A 16,712-nucleotide genomic window follows, 5' to 3' on the forward strand; every position below is an offset into this window, starting at 1 on the left:
CCCCGCTCCGTCCGGGACGCCCACGAAATTGCCGATGACCTCGCCAGACGCGAAATCAAACTCAGCATCGGCGGTCCCGTCCATGACCCTACCGACCCAATGGGCAAACTCCTGTTCAACGTGTTGGCGATGATCTCCGAGTTCGAAGCTGACCTTATTCGGATGCGCACCCGCGAAGGAATGAAGGTTGCCAAGGCCAAGGGCAGGCTGCGGGGCAAGCAGCCCAAACTCTCAGCGAAGCAGGAAGAGCACCTCCTCGAACTGCACGCCGCTGGGGAACACAGCAAGGCGGAGCTACCTGAGCTGTTTAGCGTCGGTCGCTCCACTGTCTATCGAGCCATTGAACGCGGGCGGCTGCGCAACGCAAACCACGGAAGCCCCTGACATTACATGCGCTCGATTTCGAACAATTAGCTGCTCATAGTCGTCGGCAGGCAGAAGCCAAGCGGCCGGCCCCCGCAGTGCAGGGGCCGGCCATTGAGCAAAAGATTTAGCCGAAGATCGGAGTCCCGACGAACGGGTCGATCGCCAGCCCGACGAACAGGACCGTGAGGTAGCTGATGGAGATGTGGAAGACCTTCATCGCCTTGCGGTTCATGTCGCGTGGCAGGTGTTCTCGCTGTGCCTCGCGGTAGAGCACATGGGATTCGAAGATGAACCAGCCACCGGAAACCGCGGCCAGCACTGTGTAGACGATACCGGCGTCACCCATCGGAACCAGCAGCAAGGAGCAGGCGACGGTGGCCCAGGCGTACAGGACGACCTGCACGGACACGGTCCGGGCCCCGGCAATGGCCCCGAGCATCGGGACGTGGGCGTTGTTGTAGTCGTCGGCATACTTCATCGACAACGGCCAGTAGTGCGGTGGGGTCCAGAGGAAGATGATCAGGAACAGGATGATGGCCGGCCAAGCCAGGGTCCCGGTGACCGCTGCCCACCCGATGAGCACGGGCATGCAGCCGGCGATTCCGCCCCAGACGATGTTCTGCGAGGTGCGGCGCTTGAGGATCAGTGTGTAGAAGACCACATACAGCAGGATCGCGGTGAGTCCGAGGACAGCGGTGAAGAGGTTTGCACCGGCCCAGAGGATCCCGATCGAGGCCAAGCCGATCACGTACGAGAAGATCAGTGCTTCACGGGGCGTGGCTTCGCCGGTGACCAGCGGACGCTTCGAGGTCCGGTGCATGAGCCGGTCCATGTCCCGGTCGAAATAGCAGTTGAAGGCGCCGGCGCTTCCGGCGGCCAGGGCGCCACCCAGCAGGGTCGCCACGATCGTGATCAGGTCGGGGAAGCCGCGCTGCGCGAAGATCATGGTCGGCAGCGTGGTGACCAGAAGCAACTCGATGACTCGCGGCTTGGTCAGGGCCACATAGGCCCGGGCCTTGCGTCCGATGAAACCACCCAGGGATTCATCGGTTTGACGTGACGCACGAGGTGCGAGCTCTACGTCGGTCGGTACGGTCTTCACGGACATGCCACTCAGTTCTTCGCGGGAAATACACAGACAACCCCAATCATACCCTTTTACCGGCTGTAGAACTCAGGCATCTTTCCCCCAGCCGCGAACGCCCCGGAAATTATCGGAATAAACAGGCCACGGGCACCCCCAAAGAGATATGGTTGAAGCGATGTGCCGGAGCGCTGGAGCTCAGTATTCGTACGTGGGCGTGCAGCATCTGTGCTTCCCCCGACTCCACTCCTCGGCACCGACCGCCAATACAGGACCAGAGAGAGGGGCCGCCACGTGGCGCCACAGTCAGATGTTCGGGAATTGTCGTGGACGGAATCGGATCAGAAGGCCGTGGACAGCATCCGCGTCCTGGCAGCCGATGCGGTGGAGAAGGTCGGAAGCGGCCACCCCGGTACGGCGATGAGCCTGGCCCCCGCGGCCTATCTCCTGTTCCAGCAGCATCTGCGCCACGATCCGAGCGACCCGCATTGGATCGGCCGCGACCGGTTCGTCCTCTCCCCCGGGCACACCTCCCTGACGCTCTACCTCCAGCTCTTCCTCTCCGGCTACGGCCTGGAGATGAAGGACATCGAAGCGCTGCGCACCTGGGATTCACTCACCCCCGGACACCCGGAGGTCGGCCATACCAAGGGCGTGGAGATCACCACCGGCCCGCTGGGACAGGGCCTGGCCTCCGCCATCGGATTCGCCTACGCCCAGCGTCGCATGCGCGGCATGCTCGATCCGCAGGCGGCAGCAGGGACCAGCCCGTTCGACCACTCCGTCTTCGTGATCGCCTCCGACGGCGACCTACAGGAAGGCGTGACCTCCGAAGCCTCCTCCTTGGCCGGCCACCAGGAACTGGGCAACCTGGTCGTCATCTATGACGAAAACCACATTTCGATCGAAGACGACACCGACGTGTCCTTCACCGAGGACGTCCTCGGCCGGTACTCCGCCTACGGGTGGCACACCCAGCGCGTGGATTGGACCCGCACCGGCAACTACGTCGAAGACGTCGAGGCCCTGCACCTGGCCATCAACGAGGCCAAGGCCGAGACCAGCCGCCCGTCGATCATTTCGCTGCGCACCATCATCGGATGGCCCGCGCCGACTAAGCAGAACACCGGTGGCATCCACGGCTCGAAGCTGGGAACCGAGGAACTCGAGGCACTGAAGAAGGAACTGGGCTTCGACCCTGCCGCGCACTTCGCCCTCGATGACCAGGTCCTGGCCCATGCCCGCGAAGTCGCCGATCGCGGGGCCGCCGCCCACGCCGAATGGCAGAAGGGTTTCGACGCCTGGAAGGCAGCCAACCCGGAGAACGCCGCCCTGCTCGAGCGCATCCAGGCCGGAAGGCTCCCGGAGGGATGGGATGCCAACCTCCCCGAGTTCGAAGCGGGCAAGGATCTGGCCACCCGTGCCGCCTCGGGACAGGTCATCAATGCCATCGCCGATGTCCTGCCGGAACTCTGGGGCGGTTCGGCCGACCTGGCCGGCTCGAACAACACGACCATCAAATCGGCGCCGTCGTTCATCCCCGAAACCAAGCAGACGGACTCTTGGAAGGGCGACCCGTTCGGCCGGGTCCTGCACTTCGGCATCCGCGAGCACGCCGCAGCAGCCATCGTCAACGGGATCACCCTGGCGTCGCCGACCCGGGCGTTCTCCGGTACGTTCCTGATCTTCTCCGACTACCAGCGGCCGGCCATCCGGCTCTCGGCGTTGATGGGTGTGCCGTCCATCTATGTCTGGACCCACGATTCCATCGGTCTGGGCGAAGACGGTCCGACCCACCAGCCGGTCGAGCAGCTGGCCTCGCTACGTGCCATCCCGAACCTCGACGTCGTCCGCCCGGCGGACGCCAACGAGGTGTCCTGGGCCTGGAAGACGGTCCTGGAGAACACCTCCAACCCCGCGGGGCTCGTGCTCTCGCGTCAGGGACTGCCGGTCTACGACAGGAACCAGCCAGGATTCGGGCCGGCTTCCGGAGTCGCCGACGGTGGCTACGTGTTCGTCGATGCCATGCGTGACGGCCAGGTCGTGGACCCGGACGTGGTGCTCATGGGCACCGGTTCGGAAGTCCAGCTCGCCGTCGATGCCCGCGAGGCATTGGCCGCTGAAGGCATTGCCGCCCGGGTGGTCTCGCTGCCCTGCGTCGAGTGGTTCAACCGTGCGGAGCAGTCCTACCGCGACTCCGTCCTCCCGCCGTCGGTGAAGGCCCGGGTGAGCGTCGAGGCCGGCGTGGCCCAGGGCTGGCGCGAACTGGTCGGCGACGCCGGCCGCATGGTCTCGCTGGAGCACTTCGGTGCCTCGGCAGACTACAAGCGCCTCTACACCGAATTCGGCATCACGGCCGAGGCCGTGGCCCAGGCGGCGCGCGACTCGATCAACGCAGCGAAATAGCACGACGCCGGTCGGCCACTGGAATAGTGGCCGACCGGTTTCCGTTCCCGTGGCCCGAACCCGCAGGAACGGCGCAGACCTCATTTCCCTCCTGGAAGGATCCATCTCATGAGCAACCCCAACACCCAGGCCCTCTCCGATGCCGGCGTCTCCATCTGGCTCGATGACCTCTCCCGCTCCCGCCTGACCTCGGGTTCGCTGCAGAAGCTCATCGGCGAGCGGAACGTGGTCGGTGTGACCACCAACCCCTCGATCTTCGCCGCGGCCCTGTCCAAGGGCGACGCCGACTACACCGAGCAGGTGGGTGAACTCGCTGCCGCCGGCGCCGACGTCGAAGAAGCGGTCTTCCAGATCACCACCCAGGACGTCACCCGGGCCTGCGACCTCTTCGCCCCCGTGGCCACCGCCAGCCAAGGCATCGACGGGCGGGTCTCGATTGAGGTCGATCCCCGTTCGGCGCATGACGCAGCCGCCACCATCGCCGAGGCCAAGAAGCTCTCCGCCAAGGTCGACCGCGAGAACGTCTTCATCAAGATCCCGGCCACCGTCGAAGGGCTCGAAGCCATCACCGCGACGCTGGCGGCAGGCATCAGCGTCAACGTCACGCTCATCTTCTCGCTGGAGCGTTACCGCGCCGTGATCAACGCGTTCCTCTCGGGCATGGAGCAGGCCAAGGAAAACGGCCACGACCTGTCCAAACTGCACTCCGTTGCCTCCTTCTTCGTATCCCGCGTGGACACCGAGATCGACAAGCGTCTCGACGCCATCGGTACCGAAGAAGCCACCGCGCTCAAGGGCAAGGCCGGTCTGGCCAACGCCCGTCTGGCCTACCAGGTCTTCGAGGAGGACTACTCCTCCGAACGCTGGGGCGTCCTAGCCGCGTCCGGCGCCCGTCCGCAGCGTCCGCTCTGGGCGTCCACGGGGGTGAAGGATCCCGCGCTGCCCGACACCCTGTACGTCACCGGGCTCACTGCCCCACAGGTCGTGAACACGATGCCAGAGAAGACGCTGGATGCCACGGCCGACCACGCCGAGGTCACCGCCGACACGATCACCGGCACCTACGACGAATCGAACCGGGTCCTGGATTCGCTGGCCGCACTGGGCATCGACTACAACGAGGTCGTCCTGCTGCTGGAGAACGAAGGGGTGGAGAAGTTCGAGGCCGCCTGGACCGATCTGCTGGCCGATGTCCGCCAGGCACTGGAAGCAGCAGGAAAGGCGTCGGCATGAGTGCCCTGGGGTTCACGGCCACCGGAGCCGCACAAGCTGCCATCCAGGCGCATGTCCCTGCCCTGGTCGCCGAGAAGACGGCCTCGCGCATCGCGGCCAAGGACGACACCCTCTGGGGTCCCGAGGCCCAGGCCGAGGCCTCCAAGCGCCTCGGCTGGGTCGACTTGGCCGAGACCTCGCATCCCCTGGTCGAGCCCATCCTGGATCTGCGCCGGGAACTGCAGGCGGACGGCATCGACCGGATCGTCTTGGCCGGAATGGGCGGTTCCTCGCTGGCACCCGAGGTCATCACCGCCACCGCCGACGTCGAACTCGTCGTCCTGGACAGCACCGACCCCGAAATGGTCGGCAATGCCCTGACCGACCGGTTGGCCACCACGGCTCTGGTCGTCTCCTCGAAATCCGGGTCGACCGTGGAAACCGATTCCCAGCGACGGGTGTTCTCCCAGGCGTTCGAGGATGCGGGAATCGATGCGGCATCGCGCATCATCGTGGTCACCGACCCGGGGTCCCCCATGGATAAGGCCTCGCGCAAGGCCGGCTACCGGGCGGTCTTCAACGCCAACCCGGACGTCGGAGGACGGTATTCCGCCCTCACCGCCTTCGGGCTGGTGCCTTCCGGTCTGGCCGGTGTGGATATCGCCACCTTGCTGGACGAGGCGGAGGAAGCCGCGGAATTCCTGGCCGACGACGACGAGGACAACCTCGGACTCGCCTTGGGCGCGGCCCTGGCCGGGACCACGCCGTTGCGCAATAAGATCGTCTTCGTCGACGAGGGATCCGGCATCGTCGGATTCGCCGATTGGGCCGAACAGCTCATTGCCGAATCCACCGGCAAGCACGGCACCGGCCTGCTACCGGTCGTGGTGGAACCCGGGGCCGAGGAGACGGTCCACCAGGCCGACGACGTGCTCCTGGTCCACCTGGTCTCCGACGACGAGGACCCGGTCATCGCCACCCAGGGACACCATGTGTATGTCTCGGGATCGTTGGGCAGCCAGATGCTGTTGTGGGAGTACGCCACCGTCGTGGCCGGCAAGCTGCTGGGCATCGACCCCTTCGACCAGCCGGATGTCGAGGCGGCGAAGATCGCTGCCCGCGGGCTCCTCGATGCCACCCCCGAGCCGGAGACCGCCCAATTGGTCGACGGCGACATCGAGCTCCGGGCCACCGAAGGCCTGCTCGAGGGGGCGGCAGGCGTCACGGACGCCGTGGCCAACCTGCTCGGTGCCCTGCCGGCCGACGGCTACCTGAGCATCCAGGCGTATCTGGATCGCATCGGGCACGCCGATCTGGCGACCCTGCGCGAGGATCTGTCCGTGGCCTCGAACCGTCCGACGACGTTCGGGTGGGGCCCACGCTTCCTGCACTCCACCGGGCAATTCCACAAGGGTGGACCCCGCATCGGGGTCTACCTGCAGATCACCGCCGACTCCGATACGGACATCAGCATCCCCGACCGTCCATTCACGTTCGGTGAATTGATCTCCGCCCAGGCCACCGGTGACGCCCAGGTGCTCGCCGACAACGGCCGCCCGGTCCTGCGCCTGCATTTGGGCTCCCGGGACGAAGGAATCCGCCAGCTGCGTGCCGCGATCAGCGCACTGCCCGGAATTCACCAGTAACATCGGGGGCGGGCGGCCCCGGTGGCCGCCCGCTCCCCCCGTTGTTTCACCACAGAAAGCACCCCATGGCAGATACCACCGCGCACAACCCCCTGCGCGATCGTCGGGACCGCCGCCTGAACCGGATTGCCGGGCCATCTGCCCTGGTGTTCTTCGGCGTCACCGGCGACCTGGCCCGCAAGAAACTCATCCCCGCGGTCTACGACCTCGCCAACCGCGGGCTCCTCCCGCCCAGCTTCGCCGTCGTCGGCTTCGGTCGCCGCGATTGGTCGCCCGAGGACTTCGTCGCCCAGGCCAGGGAATGGGTCCTGGCCAGCGCCCGGACCCCCTTCAACGAAACCGTCTGGGCCCAACTAGCCGGCGGCTTCCGCTTCGTCACCGGCGGGTTCGGCGATGAAGAAGCCTACGAACGTCTCGGCGAGACCCTGGATGAGCTCAAGATCTCCCGCGGCACCCGCGGAAACCACGTCTTCTACCTCTCCATCCCCCCGAACTCCTTCGAGCAGGTCTGTGAGCAGCTTTCCCGCCACGGGCTGGCCCAGGACGAGCAGATCCACGCCGACGCCTCCGCGGAGCCGCAGGAGCCGGCCCCCTGGCGCCGGGTGGTCATCGAGAAGCCCTTCGGCCACGATCTGGAATCGGCCCGCGAACTGAACACCATCGTGGAATCCGTTTTTCCCCCCGACGCGGTCTTCCGCATCGACCACTACCTGGGCAAGGAAACCGTCCAGAACCTGCTGGCCCTGCGTTTCGCCAACCAGCTGTTCGAGCCGCTGTGGAACGCCAACTACGTGGACCATGTGCAGATCACCATGGCCGAGGACATCGGCATCGGTGGCCGGGCGGGATACTACGACGGCGTCGGGGCCGCCCGCGACGTCATCCAGAACCACTTGCTCCAGCTGCTGGCCCTGACCGCGATGGAGGAACCGATTTCCTTCAACGCCGATCACCTGCGCGCCGAAAAGGAAAAGGTCCTCGCCGCGGTCAAACTCCCCGAGGACCTCTCCCGGCACTCGGCCCGCGGTCAATACACCGGGGGCTGGCAGGGAGGCGAGGAGGTCACCGGTTTCCTCGACGAGGAAGGGTTCAACCCGGAATCGCAAACCGAGACCTATGCCGCCATCCGCGTGGACATCAACACGCGCAGATGGTCCGGGGTGCCCTTCTATCTGCGCGCCGGCAAGCGGTTGGGGCGTCGGGTGACCGAGATCGCCGTCGTCTTCAAACGGGCGCCCAACCTGCTCTTCCGCGACAACGCCTCCGAGGAGTTCGGCCAGAATGCGGTGGTCATCCGCGTTCAGCCCGACGAAGGCGCCACCATCCGTTTCGGTTCCAAGGTCCCGGGCACGCAAATGGAGGTCAGGGACGTGACCATGGACTTCGGGTACGGCCACTCCTTCACCGAGTCCAGCCCCGAAGCCTATGAGCGGCTCATCCTGGACGTCCTGCTCGGCGAACCCCCCCTGTTCCCCCGGCATCAGGAGGTGGAGCTGTCCTGGAAGATCCTCGACCCGTTCGAGGACTATTGGGCGTCCCTGGACGAACAGCCCGAACCGTATGCCCCCGGAAGCTGGGGCCCGAGTTCGGCTGATGAACTGCTGGCCCGAGATGGAAGGACGTGGCGGCGACCATGATCGTAGACCTGCCGAACACCACCACCTCGAAGGTGGCCAAGAAGGTCATGAACCTCCGCGAGACCGGCGGTGTCGTCGCCCTGAGCCGCGTGCTGACGCTTGTGGTGGTCACGCAGTCCGGGTTCGAGGAGGAGGCCATCGCCGCGGCGAACCTGGCCAGCCGGGAGCACCCGTGCCGCATCATCGTCGTGGTCGAAGGGGCCACCGACGCCCCGACGAGCCTCGGGGCACAGATCAGGGTCGGCGGTGATGCCGGGGCCTCGGAAGTCATCGTCCTCCATGCCGACGGGGACCTGGCCACGGCCAACGAATCACTGGTCAACGCGCTCCTGCTCCCCGATGCCCCCATCGTCGCCTGGTGGCCCCATGGGATGCCCGAATGTGCCTCCGAAACGGCCATCGGCAGGATCGCGCACCGCCGGATCACCGATAGCCGGACCGCCGATGAGCCGCAAAAGGCGCTCTTCGCCCTGGCGAAGAGCCATGTGGCCGGGGACACCGACCTGGCGTGGACGCGGTTGACCCTCTGGCGGGCCCAATTGGCCGCCGTCCTAGACCAGCTCGATGCCTCCTGCCTGACGGCCGCCACCGTGAAGGGTTCGTCCTCGAGCCCCAGCGTGCTGCTGCTGGCTGCCTGGTTGACGCTCCGGCTGGACATCCCGGTCACGATCGCCTCCTCCTCCAACGGGACCGGGGTGCGCAGCGTGAGGTTCTCCCGCGAGGACGGCGACGTGGTGCTGACCCGCCCCCATGACGACGTGGCCGAGTTGTACCAGCCGGGACAGCCCGTCCAACGGGTGTCGTTGCCGCGGCGCAACACCTCGGTCTGTCTTGCGGAGGAACTGCGCCGGCTGGACCCCGACGAGGTCCTCGGCGAGGTCCTGCGGGAGGGTCTGGCCCAGACCAACCTGCGCTCCGTGACCGCTTCCGAACGCTGAGCCTGCGGGCACCACGAAACGCCAAAGAGGCGGCTTCCCCCGTGGGGGAAGCCGCCTCTTCATGGTTCTACGGCGGTGGGCGCGCCGGGCCTGGGCCCGGGATGCCCCCGCGGGGATTGCGGGGTCCTAGATCTCCGAGCTCAAGCGCATGATGATGCCCAGCGCCACGATGATCGCGCCCCAGGACACCCCGAGCACGACGGTGATCCGGTTGAGGTTCTTTTCGGCAACACCTGAGGACCCGAGACTGGTGGTCATGCCGCCGCCGAACATGTCCGACATGCCGCCTCCACGTCCCTTGTGGAGCAGGATCAGCATGACCAGCAACAGGCTCACGAGTCCCAGCACCACCTGCAGGACAATCTTGAGTGTGTCCACTACTACCTTTCGGTCGAGAACGGCCGCAGCCGGTTAGTCCGTCACCAGATGATGCTCGAACCTAATAATGTTAGCAAATTCCGCGGCGTCCAGGCTGGCACCCCCGACGAGCAGCCCGTCGACATCGCTGCCACGCATGATGGCGGCGGCGTTGGCGGCCTTGACCGAACCGCCATAAAGCAGCCGGATTCCTGCTGCCGTGTCGGCTCCGTAGAGACTCACGAGCTCGGCGCGGAGCGCCGCGGCCATCTCCTGGGCGTCCTCGGGTCCGGCGACTTCCCCGGTGCCGATGGCCCAGACGGGCTCGTAGGCCACCACGAGATCGGCGGCCTGGGCCGCATCCAATCCCGCCAGCGAGCCACGCAACTGCTCGAGCGTGTGCTCGACATGGCGCCCGGCCTGCCGGACCTCCAGGCCCTCGCCCACGCAGAGCACCGGCACCATTGAATGCCTGTAGGCTGCTGCGACCTTGCGGGAAAGCAACTCATCGGTTTCGCCGTGGATGGCCCGGCGTTCGCTATGCCCGACCAGGACATACCGTGAGCCGAGCTTGGAGAGGAAGGCCCCGGAGATGTCCCCGGTGAAGGCGCCGGAATCCTCCGGTGAGAGGTCCTGGCCCCCGTAGACGACCGGCAGGTCATCGCCGGCGACCAGCGTCTGGACGCCGCGCAGATCGGTGAACGGCGGGAAGACGGCGACCTCGACCCGGTTGAAGTCGTGTTTGGCATCCTCGAGGGTCCACGCCAGCTTCTGCAGCAGCGTGATGCCCTGGACATGGTCCATGTTCATCTTCCAGTTGCCGGCAATCAGCGGCTTCCGGTCGAATTGACCGTTCGTGGAGGTGGTCATAGGTGGCTAGTTCCCTTCGAGCGCGGTGAGTCCGGGCAATTCCTTGCCCTCCAGGTATTCGAGGCTGGCCCCGCCTCCGGTGGAGATATGGCCGAAATCGTCCTCGCTGAAACCCAGGGTGCGGACGGCTGCGGCGGAGTCCCCGCCCCCGACGACGGAAAACGCCTCGGAGTCCGCCAGGGCCTGGGCCACGGCCCGGGTTCCCCCGGAGAAGGCCTCGATCTCGAAGACCCCCATGGGGCCGTTCCAGAACACGGTGTTGGCGGAGCGGATGTAACTGACGAAGGCCTCTCCCGAGGCCGGTCCGATGTCGAGGCCCAGTCCGGTATCGCCGAACCGACCGTTTTCGATCCCGTCGACGGGGCGCACCTCGTGTTCGGCGTCGGCCCCGAACTTGGAGGCCACCACGACGTCGGTGGGCAGGATGATGTCGCAGCCGGTTTCCTTGGACCGGGCCAGGTATCCGCGGACGGTTTCGAGCTGGTCTTCCTCCAGCAATGATTTCCCGACCGGGTGTCCCTGGGCGGCCAGGAAGGTGAAGGCCATGCCACCGCCGATCAGCAGGTGGTCGGCGCGGCCGAGGAGCGTGTCGATCACCGCGAGCTTATCGGAGACCTTGGACCCGCCCAGGACGACGACGTAGGGCCGCTGGGGGCCCTCGGTGAGCTGACGCAACACCTCCATCTCGGTCCTGACCAGATCGCCCTGGTAGGAGGGCAGCAGTGCGGCGATGTCGACCACTGATGCGTGCTTGCGGTGCACGGCACCGAAGGCATCATCCACGTAGGCACCGTTGCTGCCGGTCAGGTCGGCCAGCTCACGGGCGAACGAGGCCCGTTCGTCGTCGTCCTTGCTGGTCTCGCGCGGATCGAAGCGGACGTTTTCCAGGACCAGCACGGAGCCGTCCTGGAGTTTCGAGGCCAGTTCGCGGGCGCTGCTGCCCACGACGTCCTGGGCCACCTCGACCGGGAAATCGGCGAGCTCGTCCAGCCGGTCGGCGGCGGGACGAATGGAGTACTTCGGCTCCGGGGCCCCCTTCGGGCGGCCCAGATGGGCCATCACCAGGACCCGGGCACCGGCCTCGGAGAGTTTCGCGAGGACGGGAAGGGACGCGCGGACACGTCCGTCGTCGGTGACGGTGGAGCCATCGAGCGGCACGTTCAGGTCGCTACGGACCAGAACGTGCCGCCCACGGACACCATCGGCGAGCAGATCGTCGAGAGTGTTGGAAGTCATGACTTCAGGCTATCGGATCGCCGCGACTACGCCAGCTTCGAGCCGACGTATTCGGTCAGGTCGACCAGGCGGCTGGAATAGCCGAATTCGTTGTCGTACCAGCCGATGACCTTCACGGTACTGCCGATGACCTTGGTCAGCGGCGCGTCGAAGATCGTCGAGTGCGGATCGGTGACGATGTCGCTGGAGACGATCGGGTCCTCGTTGTACTTCAGGTACGGGGCCAGCTGGCCCTCCTCGGCGGCCGCGCGGAATGCCGCGTTGACTTCCTCGACGGTCGTTTCGCGGGCCAGGGTCACGGTCAGGTCGGTGGAGGAGCCGGTCGGGACCGGAACGCGCATTGCATAGCCGTCGAGCTTGCCCTTGAGCTCGGGCAGGACCCGGCCGATCGCCTTGGCGGCACCGGTGGAGGTGGGAATCATGTTCAGCGCGGCGGCCCGGGCACGACGCGGATCCTTATGCGGGCCGTCCTGCAGGTTCTGGTCGGCGGTGTAGGCGTGGATGGTGGTCATCAACCCGTCGACGATGCCGAACTGGTCGTTGAGGACCTTGACCATGGGGCCGAGGCAGTTGGTGGTGCAGGAGGCGTTGGAGATGATGTCGTGGTTCTCCGGGTCGTACAGGTTGTCGTTGACCCCCATCACGATGGTGATGTCCTCGCCCTTGGCGGGGGCGGAGATGATGACCTTCTTGGCGCCGGCTTCCAGGTGCTTGCGGGCGCCTTCGGCCTTGGTGAAACGGCCGGTGGATTCGATGACGACGTCGGCACCGAGTGCGCCCCAGCCCAGATCGGCCGGATCCTTCTCGGCGAGGATGCGGATGCGGCGTTCGCCAACGACCAGATCCTGCCCATCGACGGACACTTCCTCGGAGAGCCGGCCGAGGACCGAATCGTATTTGAGGAGCATGGCCAGGCTGTCGATGTCAGCCAGGTCGTTGATGGCGACGATCTCGACGTCTGCCTGGTTCATGAGCGCGGCGCGCAGGTAGTTACGTCCAATGCGTCCGAAGCCATTGATGCCAACACGGGTAGTCACGTGAATATTCTCCTTGCCGGAAGGTAGCCACCACCGTGCTCCGGGTAGGGAGATATGGACGCGGGGATGGCAATGGAAATTTTGTGACACCCCGTTGTGTCCTTGGCCTGTGGGCCGACCGGTTCAGCGGGCTCCCGATCCGGGGAAAACCGGATGCGGGGCCCACTGAAGCCGTTGATAACATCTTACGCCATAAGGCCTTTGATGTGTGAGCAAAATTACCTGCTCTTTTCCCCGGGTCCGAGGACCCGGGGGCGCGGGCTACTTGCCCGGAACGATCAGCGACTTCGCGCCGGAGCGCGCCGCCTCGAAGCGGGCCGACACGTCGGCCCAGTTCACGATGTTCCAGAACGCCTTGACGTAATCCGCCTTGACGTTGACGTAGTCCAGGTAGAAGGCGTGCTCCCACATGTCCAACATCAGCAGCGGGGTGGTGCCCACCGGCACGTTGCCCTGCTGGTCGTAGAGCTGCTCGATGACCAGGTTTTCACCCAGGCCCTCGAAGGCCAGCAGCGCCCAGCCCGAGCCCTGCAGGCTCAGTGCGGCGTTGGTGAAGTGGTTGCGGAAGGCATCGAACGAGCCGAAGGCGTCATCGATGGCCGCAGCGAGCTCACCCTCGGGCTTGTCCCCGCCTTCGGGGGAAAGGTTCTGCCAAAAGATCGAGTGGTTGGTATGCCCACCGAGGTGGAACGCCAGATCCTTGGACAGCTTCGGGATGTTGCCGTACTCGCCCTTTTCGCGGGCCTCTGCCAGCTTGTCCAGCGCGGTGTTGGCGCCGGCGACATACGACGCGTGGTGCTTGCTGTGGTGCAGCTCCATGATGCGCGCGGAAATGTTCGGCTCCAGCGCCGCGTAGTCGTACGGCAGGTCAGGAAGTTCGTACTTCGCCATGATCTCCTCCATTTGTCTCTCACACGCCCGCTCTACGGGCATGCTGGTGGGTAGTGCTTCCCGTGCCTCGCGGCGACGGAAATCCAGCGGCTTGATCAGCCGTCGAGCATATCTGCGGTAACGCTGGCCTCGGTCCCGGGTATTCCCAGTTCAGCGGCCCGGCGGTCCGCCATCGCCAACAGGCGACGGATCCTTCCGGCGATGGCGTCCTTCGTCATCGGGGGGTCGGCCAGGTGGCCCAGTTCATCCAGGCTGGCCTGTTTATGCGCCACGCGGAGGGCCCCGGCATATTGCAGATGGTCCGGGACGTCGTCTCCCAGGATCTCCAGGGCCCGTTCCACCCGGGCACCCGCCGCCACGGCGGCCTGGGCCGAGCGGCGCAGGTTGGCGTCATCGAAGTTCGCCAGCCGGTTGGCCGTCGCCCTGACCTCCTTGCGCATGCGCCGTTCCTCCCACACCAACAACGTGTCGTGGGCGCCCATGCGGGTCAGCAATGCGGCGATGCTGTCGCCGTCGCGGATGACGACGCGGTCAACCCCCCGCACTTCGCGGGCCTTGGCGACGATATCGAGCCGCCGGGCGGCCCCGACCAGGGCCAGGGCCGCTTCGGGGCCCGGGCACGTGACCTCCAGTGCCGACGAGCGGCCGGGTTCGGTCAGCGAGCCATGGGCGAGGAAGGCTCCGCGCCAGACGGCTTCGGCGTCGGCGGTGGAACCGTTGACGATGACCGAGGGCAGTCCCCGGACCGGGCGGCCCCGGCCATCGAGCAGACCCGTCTGGCGGGCCAACGATTCGCCGTCCCTGACCACCCGGACGACATAGCGGCTGCCCCGGCGCAGGCCCCCCGCGGAGACGACGATGATCTCGGCGATGTGTCCGTAGACCTCGGAGATGGCCTGACGCAGCCGCCGGGCGGTGGCGGCAAGATCGACTTCCGCCTCGATGACGATGCGACCTGAAATGATGTGCAGTCCCCCGGCGAAGCGCAGGGTCGCCGACACTTCGGCTTTACGCACGGAGGACTTCTTGACGTCCAGCCGGGACAGCTCGTCCTTGACCGAAGCGGTCAGTGCCATGGCTACTCTTCCTCACGTCGCGTTGTATTCCGGGCAAACGCCTCAAAGACATCCTGATACTCCGCCGCAAGCCGCAGGGGCTCGTGGACGGCACGGTCATGCCCAGTAGCCACCTTACCGAAAAAGCACTCGGCGCCGAGCCGGCCGGCTGCCGCACGGAAGGCCTGCTCGTCATCGACGGACGATGGATCGGCCAGAACGGCGTCGATTCTCAGGTCCGGGGCGTAGCGGGCAATCACGTCAAGATGTGCTGCGGCGGTCATTCCCGAGGTCTCCTGGGTATCGGTGACCAGGTTCATCGTCAGCAGGCGACGGGCCGGGGTGTTCTGCAGTGCCTCACGCATTTCCGGGAGGAGCAGATGCGGCAAAACCGAGGTGTACCAGGAGCCGGGGCCCAGGATGACCCAGTCGGCCAGTTCGATGGCGTCCAACGCCTCGGGGCAGGCCGGGGCATCGGTGGGGGCCAACGTCACATTGCTGACCAGGGTGTCGTTTCCGGCTTCGGCCAGAGCCGCCTGCCCATGGATCCGTCGTCGGACTAGGCTTCCGTCCCCGGCGGTGGCCAGGACCTCCCCGGAGATGTATAGCGGCACGGTACTCATCGGCAGCACGGCGCCGCGGGCCCCGAGCAGGGCACCGGCCCAGCGCAGCCCGGCCACGGCATTTCCCAGCAGCTCCCATAGGGTGATGATCAGCAGGTTGCCCACCGCGTGGTTCTCCAGCGAGGTTTCTACCCCTTCGGAGCCGACGAAACGATGCTGCATGACGTCGCGCCAGGTCCGTCCCCAGTCCGATTCGTCACAAAGGGCGGCCAAGGCCATGCGTAGGTCACCGGGCGGCAGGACGCCCAATTCGCGGCGCAATCGTCCGGAGGATCCGCCGTCGTCGGCGACCGTGACGATGGCCGTGATGTCATTCGTGAGCCGCCGGAGCGCCGAGAGGGAGGCCGAAAGGCCATGTCCGCCGCCGAGTGCTGCGACCCGGGTGGTGGTCATCTCATCGCCGCTGCCCGCCGGACGTGGGGGAAGCATCGGCATCTGTCCGGTCAGGAACGTCATGGACTTACTCCCGGCCCAGATCGCGGTGGTTGACCATGACCGTGACGTTGGGGATCTGCCTGAGTCGGCGCGCCATCTCCTCGCTCACGGCCACCGACCGGTGCTTGCCACCGGTGCACCCGATGGCGATGGTCGCGTAGTGCTTGTTCTCGCGGCGATACCCCTCCAGGACCGGTTCGAGCGCTTCAAGATAGTGGAAGATGAAGTCGGCCGTCCCGTCGGCTTCCAGGACGTAGTCGCTGACGACCTTCTCCTGGCCGGTATGCGGGCGGAGCGCGGGTACCCAGTGCGGGTTCGGGATGAACCGGACATCGGCCAGGAAGTTCGCATCGGTGGGCAAGCCGTATTTGAAACCGAAACTCATCACGTTCAGCCGCAGGACCACCGGTCCCGAATCGGAGAACAGTTCGATGATCGACCGGCCTAGGGCATGGACGTTCAAGGGGGTGGTGTCGATGACGATCTCTGCGTGGTCCTTGATTTCCTTCAGGACCTCGCGTTCGGCGGTGATGCCGTCGGAGATCCGCCCCTCCCCCTGCAGCGGGTGGGGACGCCGGCCCTGTTCGAAACGGCGGATGAGCAGTTCGTCGCTGGCGTCGAGGAACAACACCCGGTATTCGATCCCGGCGGCCCTGAGCTGGCCCAGGTTCTCGCGCAGTTCGGCGAACAGCGCCCGGCTCCGGACGTCCATGACCACGGCCAGCTTGGGGATGGACCCGGGGGTGCGGGCGACCAGATCGGTCAGGGTGCCCAGCAGCTGCGGGGGCAGGTTCTCCACCACGTACCAGCCCAGGTCCTCCAGGGCGTGGGCGGCGGTGGTGCGGCCGGCACCGGACATGCCGGTCACGACCAGCATTTCTGATGCTTCGGGCTTGACGGGGCTCAGCTCGATACTCAT

General features: G+C 66.1%; 15 protein-coding genes. 6 read left to right on the forward strand and 9 right to left on the reverse strand.

The window, feature by feature from the left end:
• On the forward strand, positions 1-384 hold a 384-nt coding region (locus tag ACT3S2_RS12675), incomplete at its 5' end, for a recombinase family protein (protein WP_444553923.1).
• Positions 385-490: 106 nt separating this feature from the next.
• On the opposite strand, the gene ACT3S2_RS12680 is transcribed toward ACT3S2_RS12675, so the two are convergent.
• Entirely contained in the window at positions 491-1,474 is a 984-nt protein-coding gene (locus ACT3S2_RS12680) for a heme o synthase (protein WP_444553924.1), read from the reverse strand.
• A gap of 297 nt (positions 1,475-1,771) precedes the next feature.
• Between ACT3S2_RS12680 and tkt the strand changes: the two genes are divergently transcribed.
• From tkt to ACT3S2_RS12705, 5 genes are all read left to right on the forward strand, one after another.
• The gene (gene tkt / locus ACT3S2_RS12685) at positions 1,772-3,856 is read left to right on the forward strand and encodes a transketolase (protein WP_444561767.1); all 2,085 of its coding nucleotides are present in this window, start codon (positions 1,772-1,774) and stop codon (positions 3,854-3,856) included.
• Between the two features lie 108 nt (positions 3,857-3,964).
• Complete coding sequence (gene tal, locus ACT3S2_RS12690) at positions 3,965-5,089, forward strand: transaldolase (protein ID WP_444553926.1); 1,125 nt, start codon at positions 3,965-3,967, stop codon at positions 5,087-5,089.
• The gene (locus ACT3S2_RS12695; RefSeq protein ID WP_444561768.1) at positions 5,086-6,714 is read left to right on the forward strand and encodes a glucose-6-phosphate isomerase; all 1,629 of its coding nucleotides are present in this window, start codon (positions 5,086-5,088) and stop codon (positions 6,712-6,714) included. Before tal ends, ACT3S2_RS12695 begins: the two co-directional genes overlap by 4 nt.
• 65 nt (positions 6,715-6,779) lie before the next feature.
• Positions 6,780-8,351, forward strand: a complete 1,572-nt coding sequence (gene zwf / locus ACT3S2_RS12700) for a glucose-6-phosphate dehydrogenase (RefSeq protein WP_444553928.1) — start codon at positions 6,780-6,782, stop codon at positions 8,349-8,351.
• Positions 8,348-9,289, forward strand: coding sequence for a glucose-6-phosphate dehydrogenase assembly protein OpcA (locus tag ACT3S2_RS12705; protein ID WP_444561769.1), 942 nt, complete (start codon positions 8,348-8,350; stop codon positions 9,287-9,289). Before zwf ends, ACT3S2_RS12705 begins: the two co-directional genes overlap by 4 nt.
• Before the next feature lie 126 nt (positions 9,290-9,415).
• Here the strand turns inward: ACT3S2_RS12705 and secG are convergent, their stop codons facing one another.
• The 8 genes from secG to rapZ all read right to left on the reverse strand — a co-directional run bounded on the left by secG (position 9,416) and on the right by rapZ (position 16,712).
• The gene (gene secG, locus ACT3S2_RS12710) at positions 9,416-9,667 is read right to left on the reverse strand and encodes a preprotein translocase subunit SecG (RefSeq protein WP_444553930.1); all 252 of its coding nucleotides are present in this window, start codon (positions 9,665-9,667) and stop codon (positions 9,416-9,418) included.
• A 33-nt stretch (positions 9,668-9,700) separates the two neighbouring features.
• Positions 9,701-10,516, reverse strand: coding sequence for a triose-phosphate isomerase (gene tpiA, locus ACT3S2_RS12715; RefSeq protein ID WP_444553931.1), 816 nt, complete (start codon positions 10,514-10,516; stop codon positions 9,701-9,703).
• 6 nt (positions 10,517-10,522) lie between these two features.
• Positions 10,523-11,752 carry a phosphoglycerate kinase gene (locus tag ACT3S2_RS12720; protein WP_444553932.1) on the reverse strand — a complete coding sequence of 410 codons (1,230 nt, stop codon included), beginning with the start codon at positions 11,750-11,752 and terminating at the stop codon, positions 10,523-10,525.
• A gap of 26 nt (positions 11,753-11,778) precedes the next feature.
• Entirely contained in the window at positions 11,779-12,789 is a 1,011-nt protein-coding gene (gene gap, locus ACT3S2_RS12725) for a type I glyceraldehyde-3-phosphate dehydrogenase (RefSeq protein WP_444553933.1), read from the reverse strand.
• Positions 12,790-13,050: 261 nt separating this feature from the next.
• Complete coding sequence (locus tag ACT3S2_RS12730; RefSeq protein WP_444553934.1) at positions 13,051-13,680, reverse strand: superoxide dismutase; 630 nt, start codon at positions 13,678-13,680, stop codon at positions 13,051-13,053.
• Between the two features lie 95 nt (positions 13,681-13,775).
• Positions 13,776-14,756: a DNA-binding protein WhiA gene (whiA, locus tag ACT3S2_RS12735; RefSeq protein ID WP_444553935.1), complete on the reverse strand. Its 981-nt coding sequence runs from the start codon at positions 14,754-14,756 to the stop codon at positions 13,776-13,778.
• Between the two features lie 2 nt (positions 14,757-14,758).
• A complete protein-coding gene (locus tag ACT3S2_RS12740) occupies positions 14,759-15,814 on the reverse strand; it encodes a gluconeogenesis factor YvcK family protein (protein WP_444553936.1) in 1,056 nt (351 codons plus the stop codon).
• A 4-nt stretch (positions 15,815-15,818) separates the two neighbouring features.
• A complete protein-coding gene (gene rapZ / locus ACT3S2_RS12745; RefSeq protein WP_444553937.1) occupies positions 15,819-16,712 on the reverse strand; it encodes an RNase adapter RapZ in 894 nt (297 codons plus the stop codon).

Source organism: Arthrobacter sp. AOP36-A1-22 (genome assembly GCF_052377615.1).
In the GTDB taxonomy this organism is placed as follows: Bacteria; Actinomycetota; Actinomycetes; order Actinomycetales; family Micrococcaceae; genus Arthrobacter_H.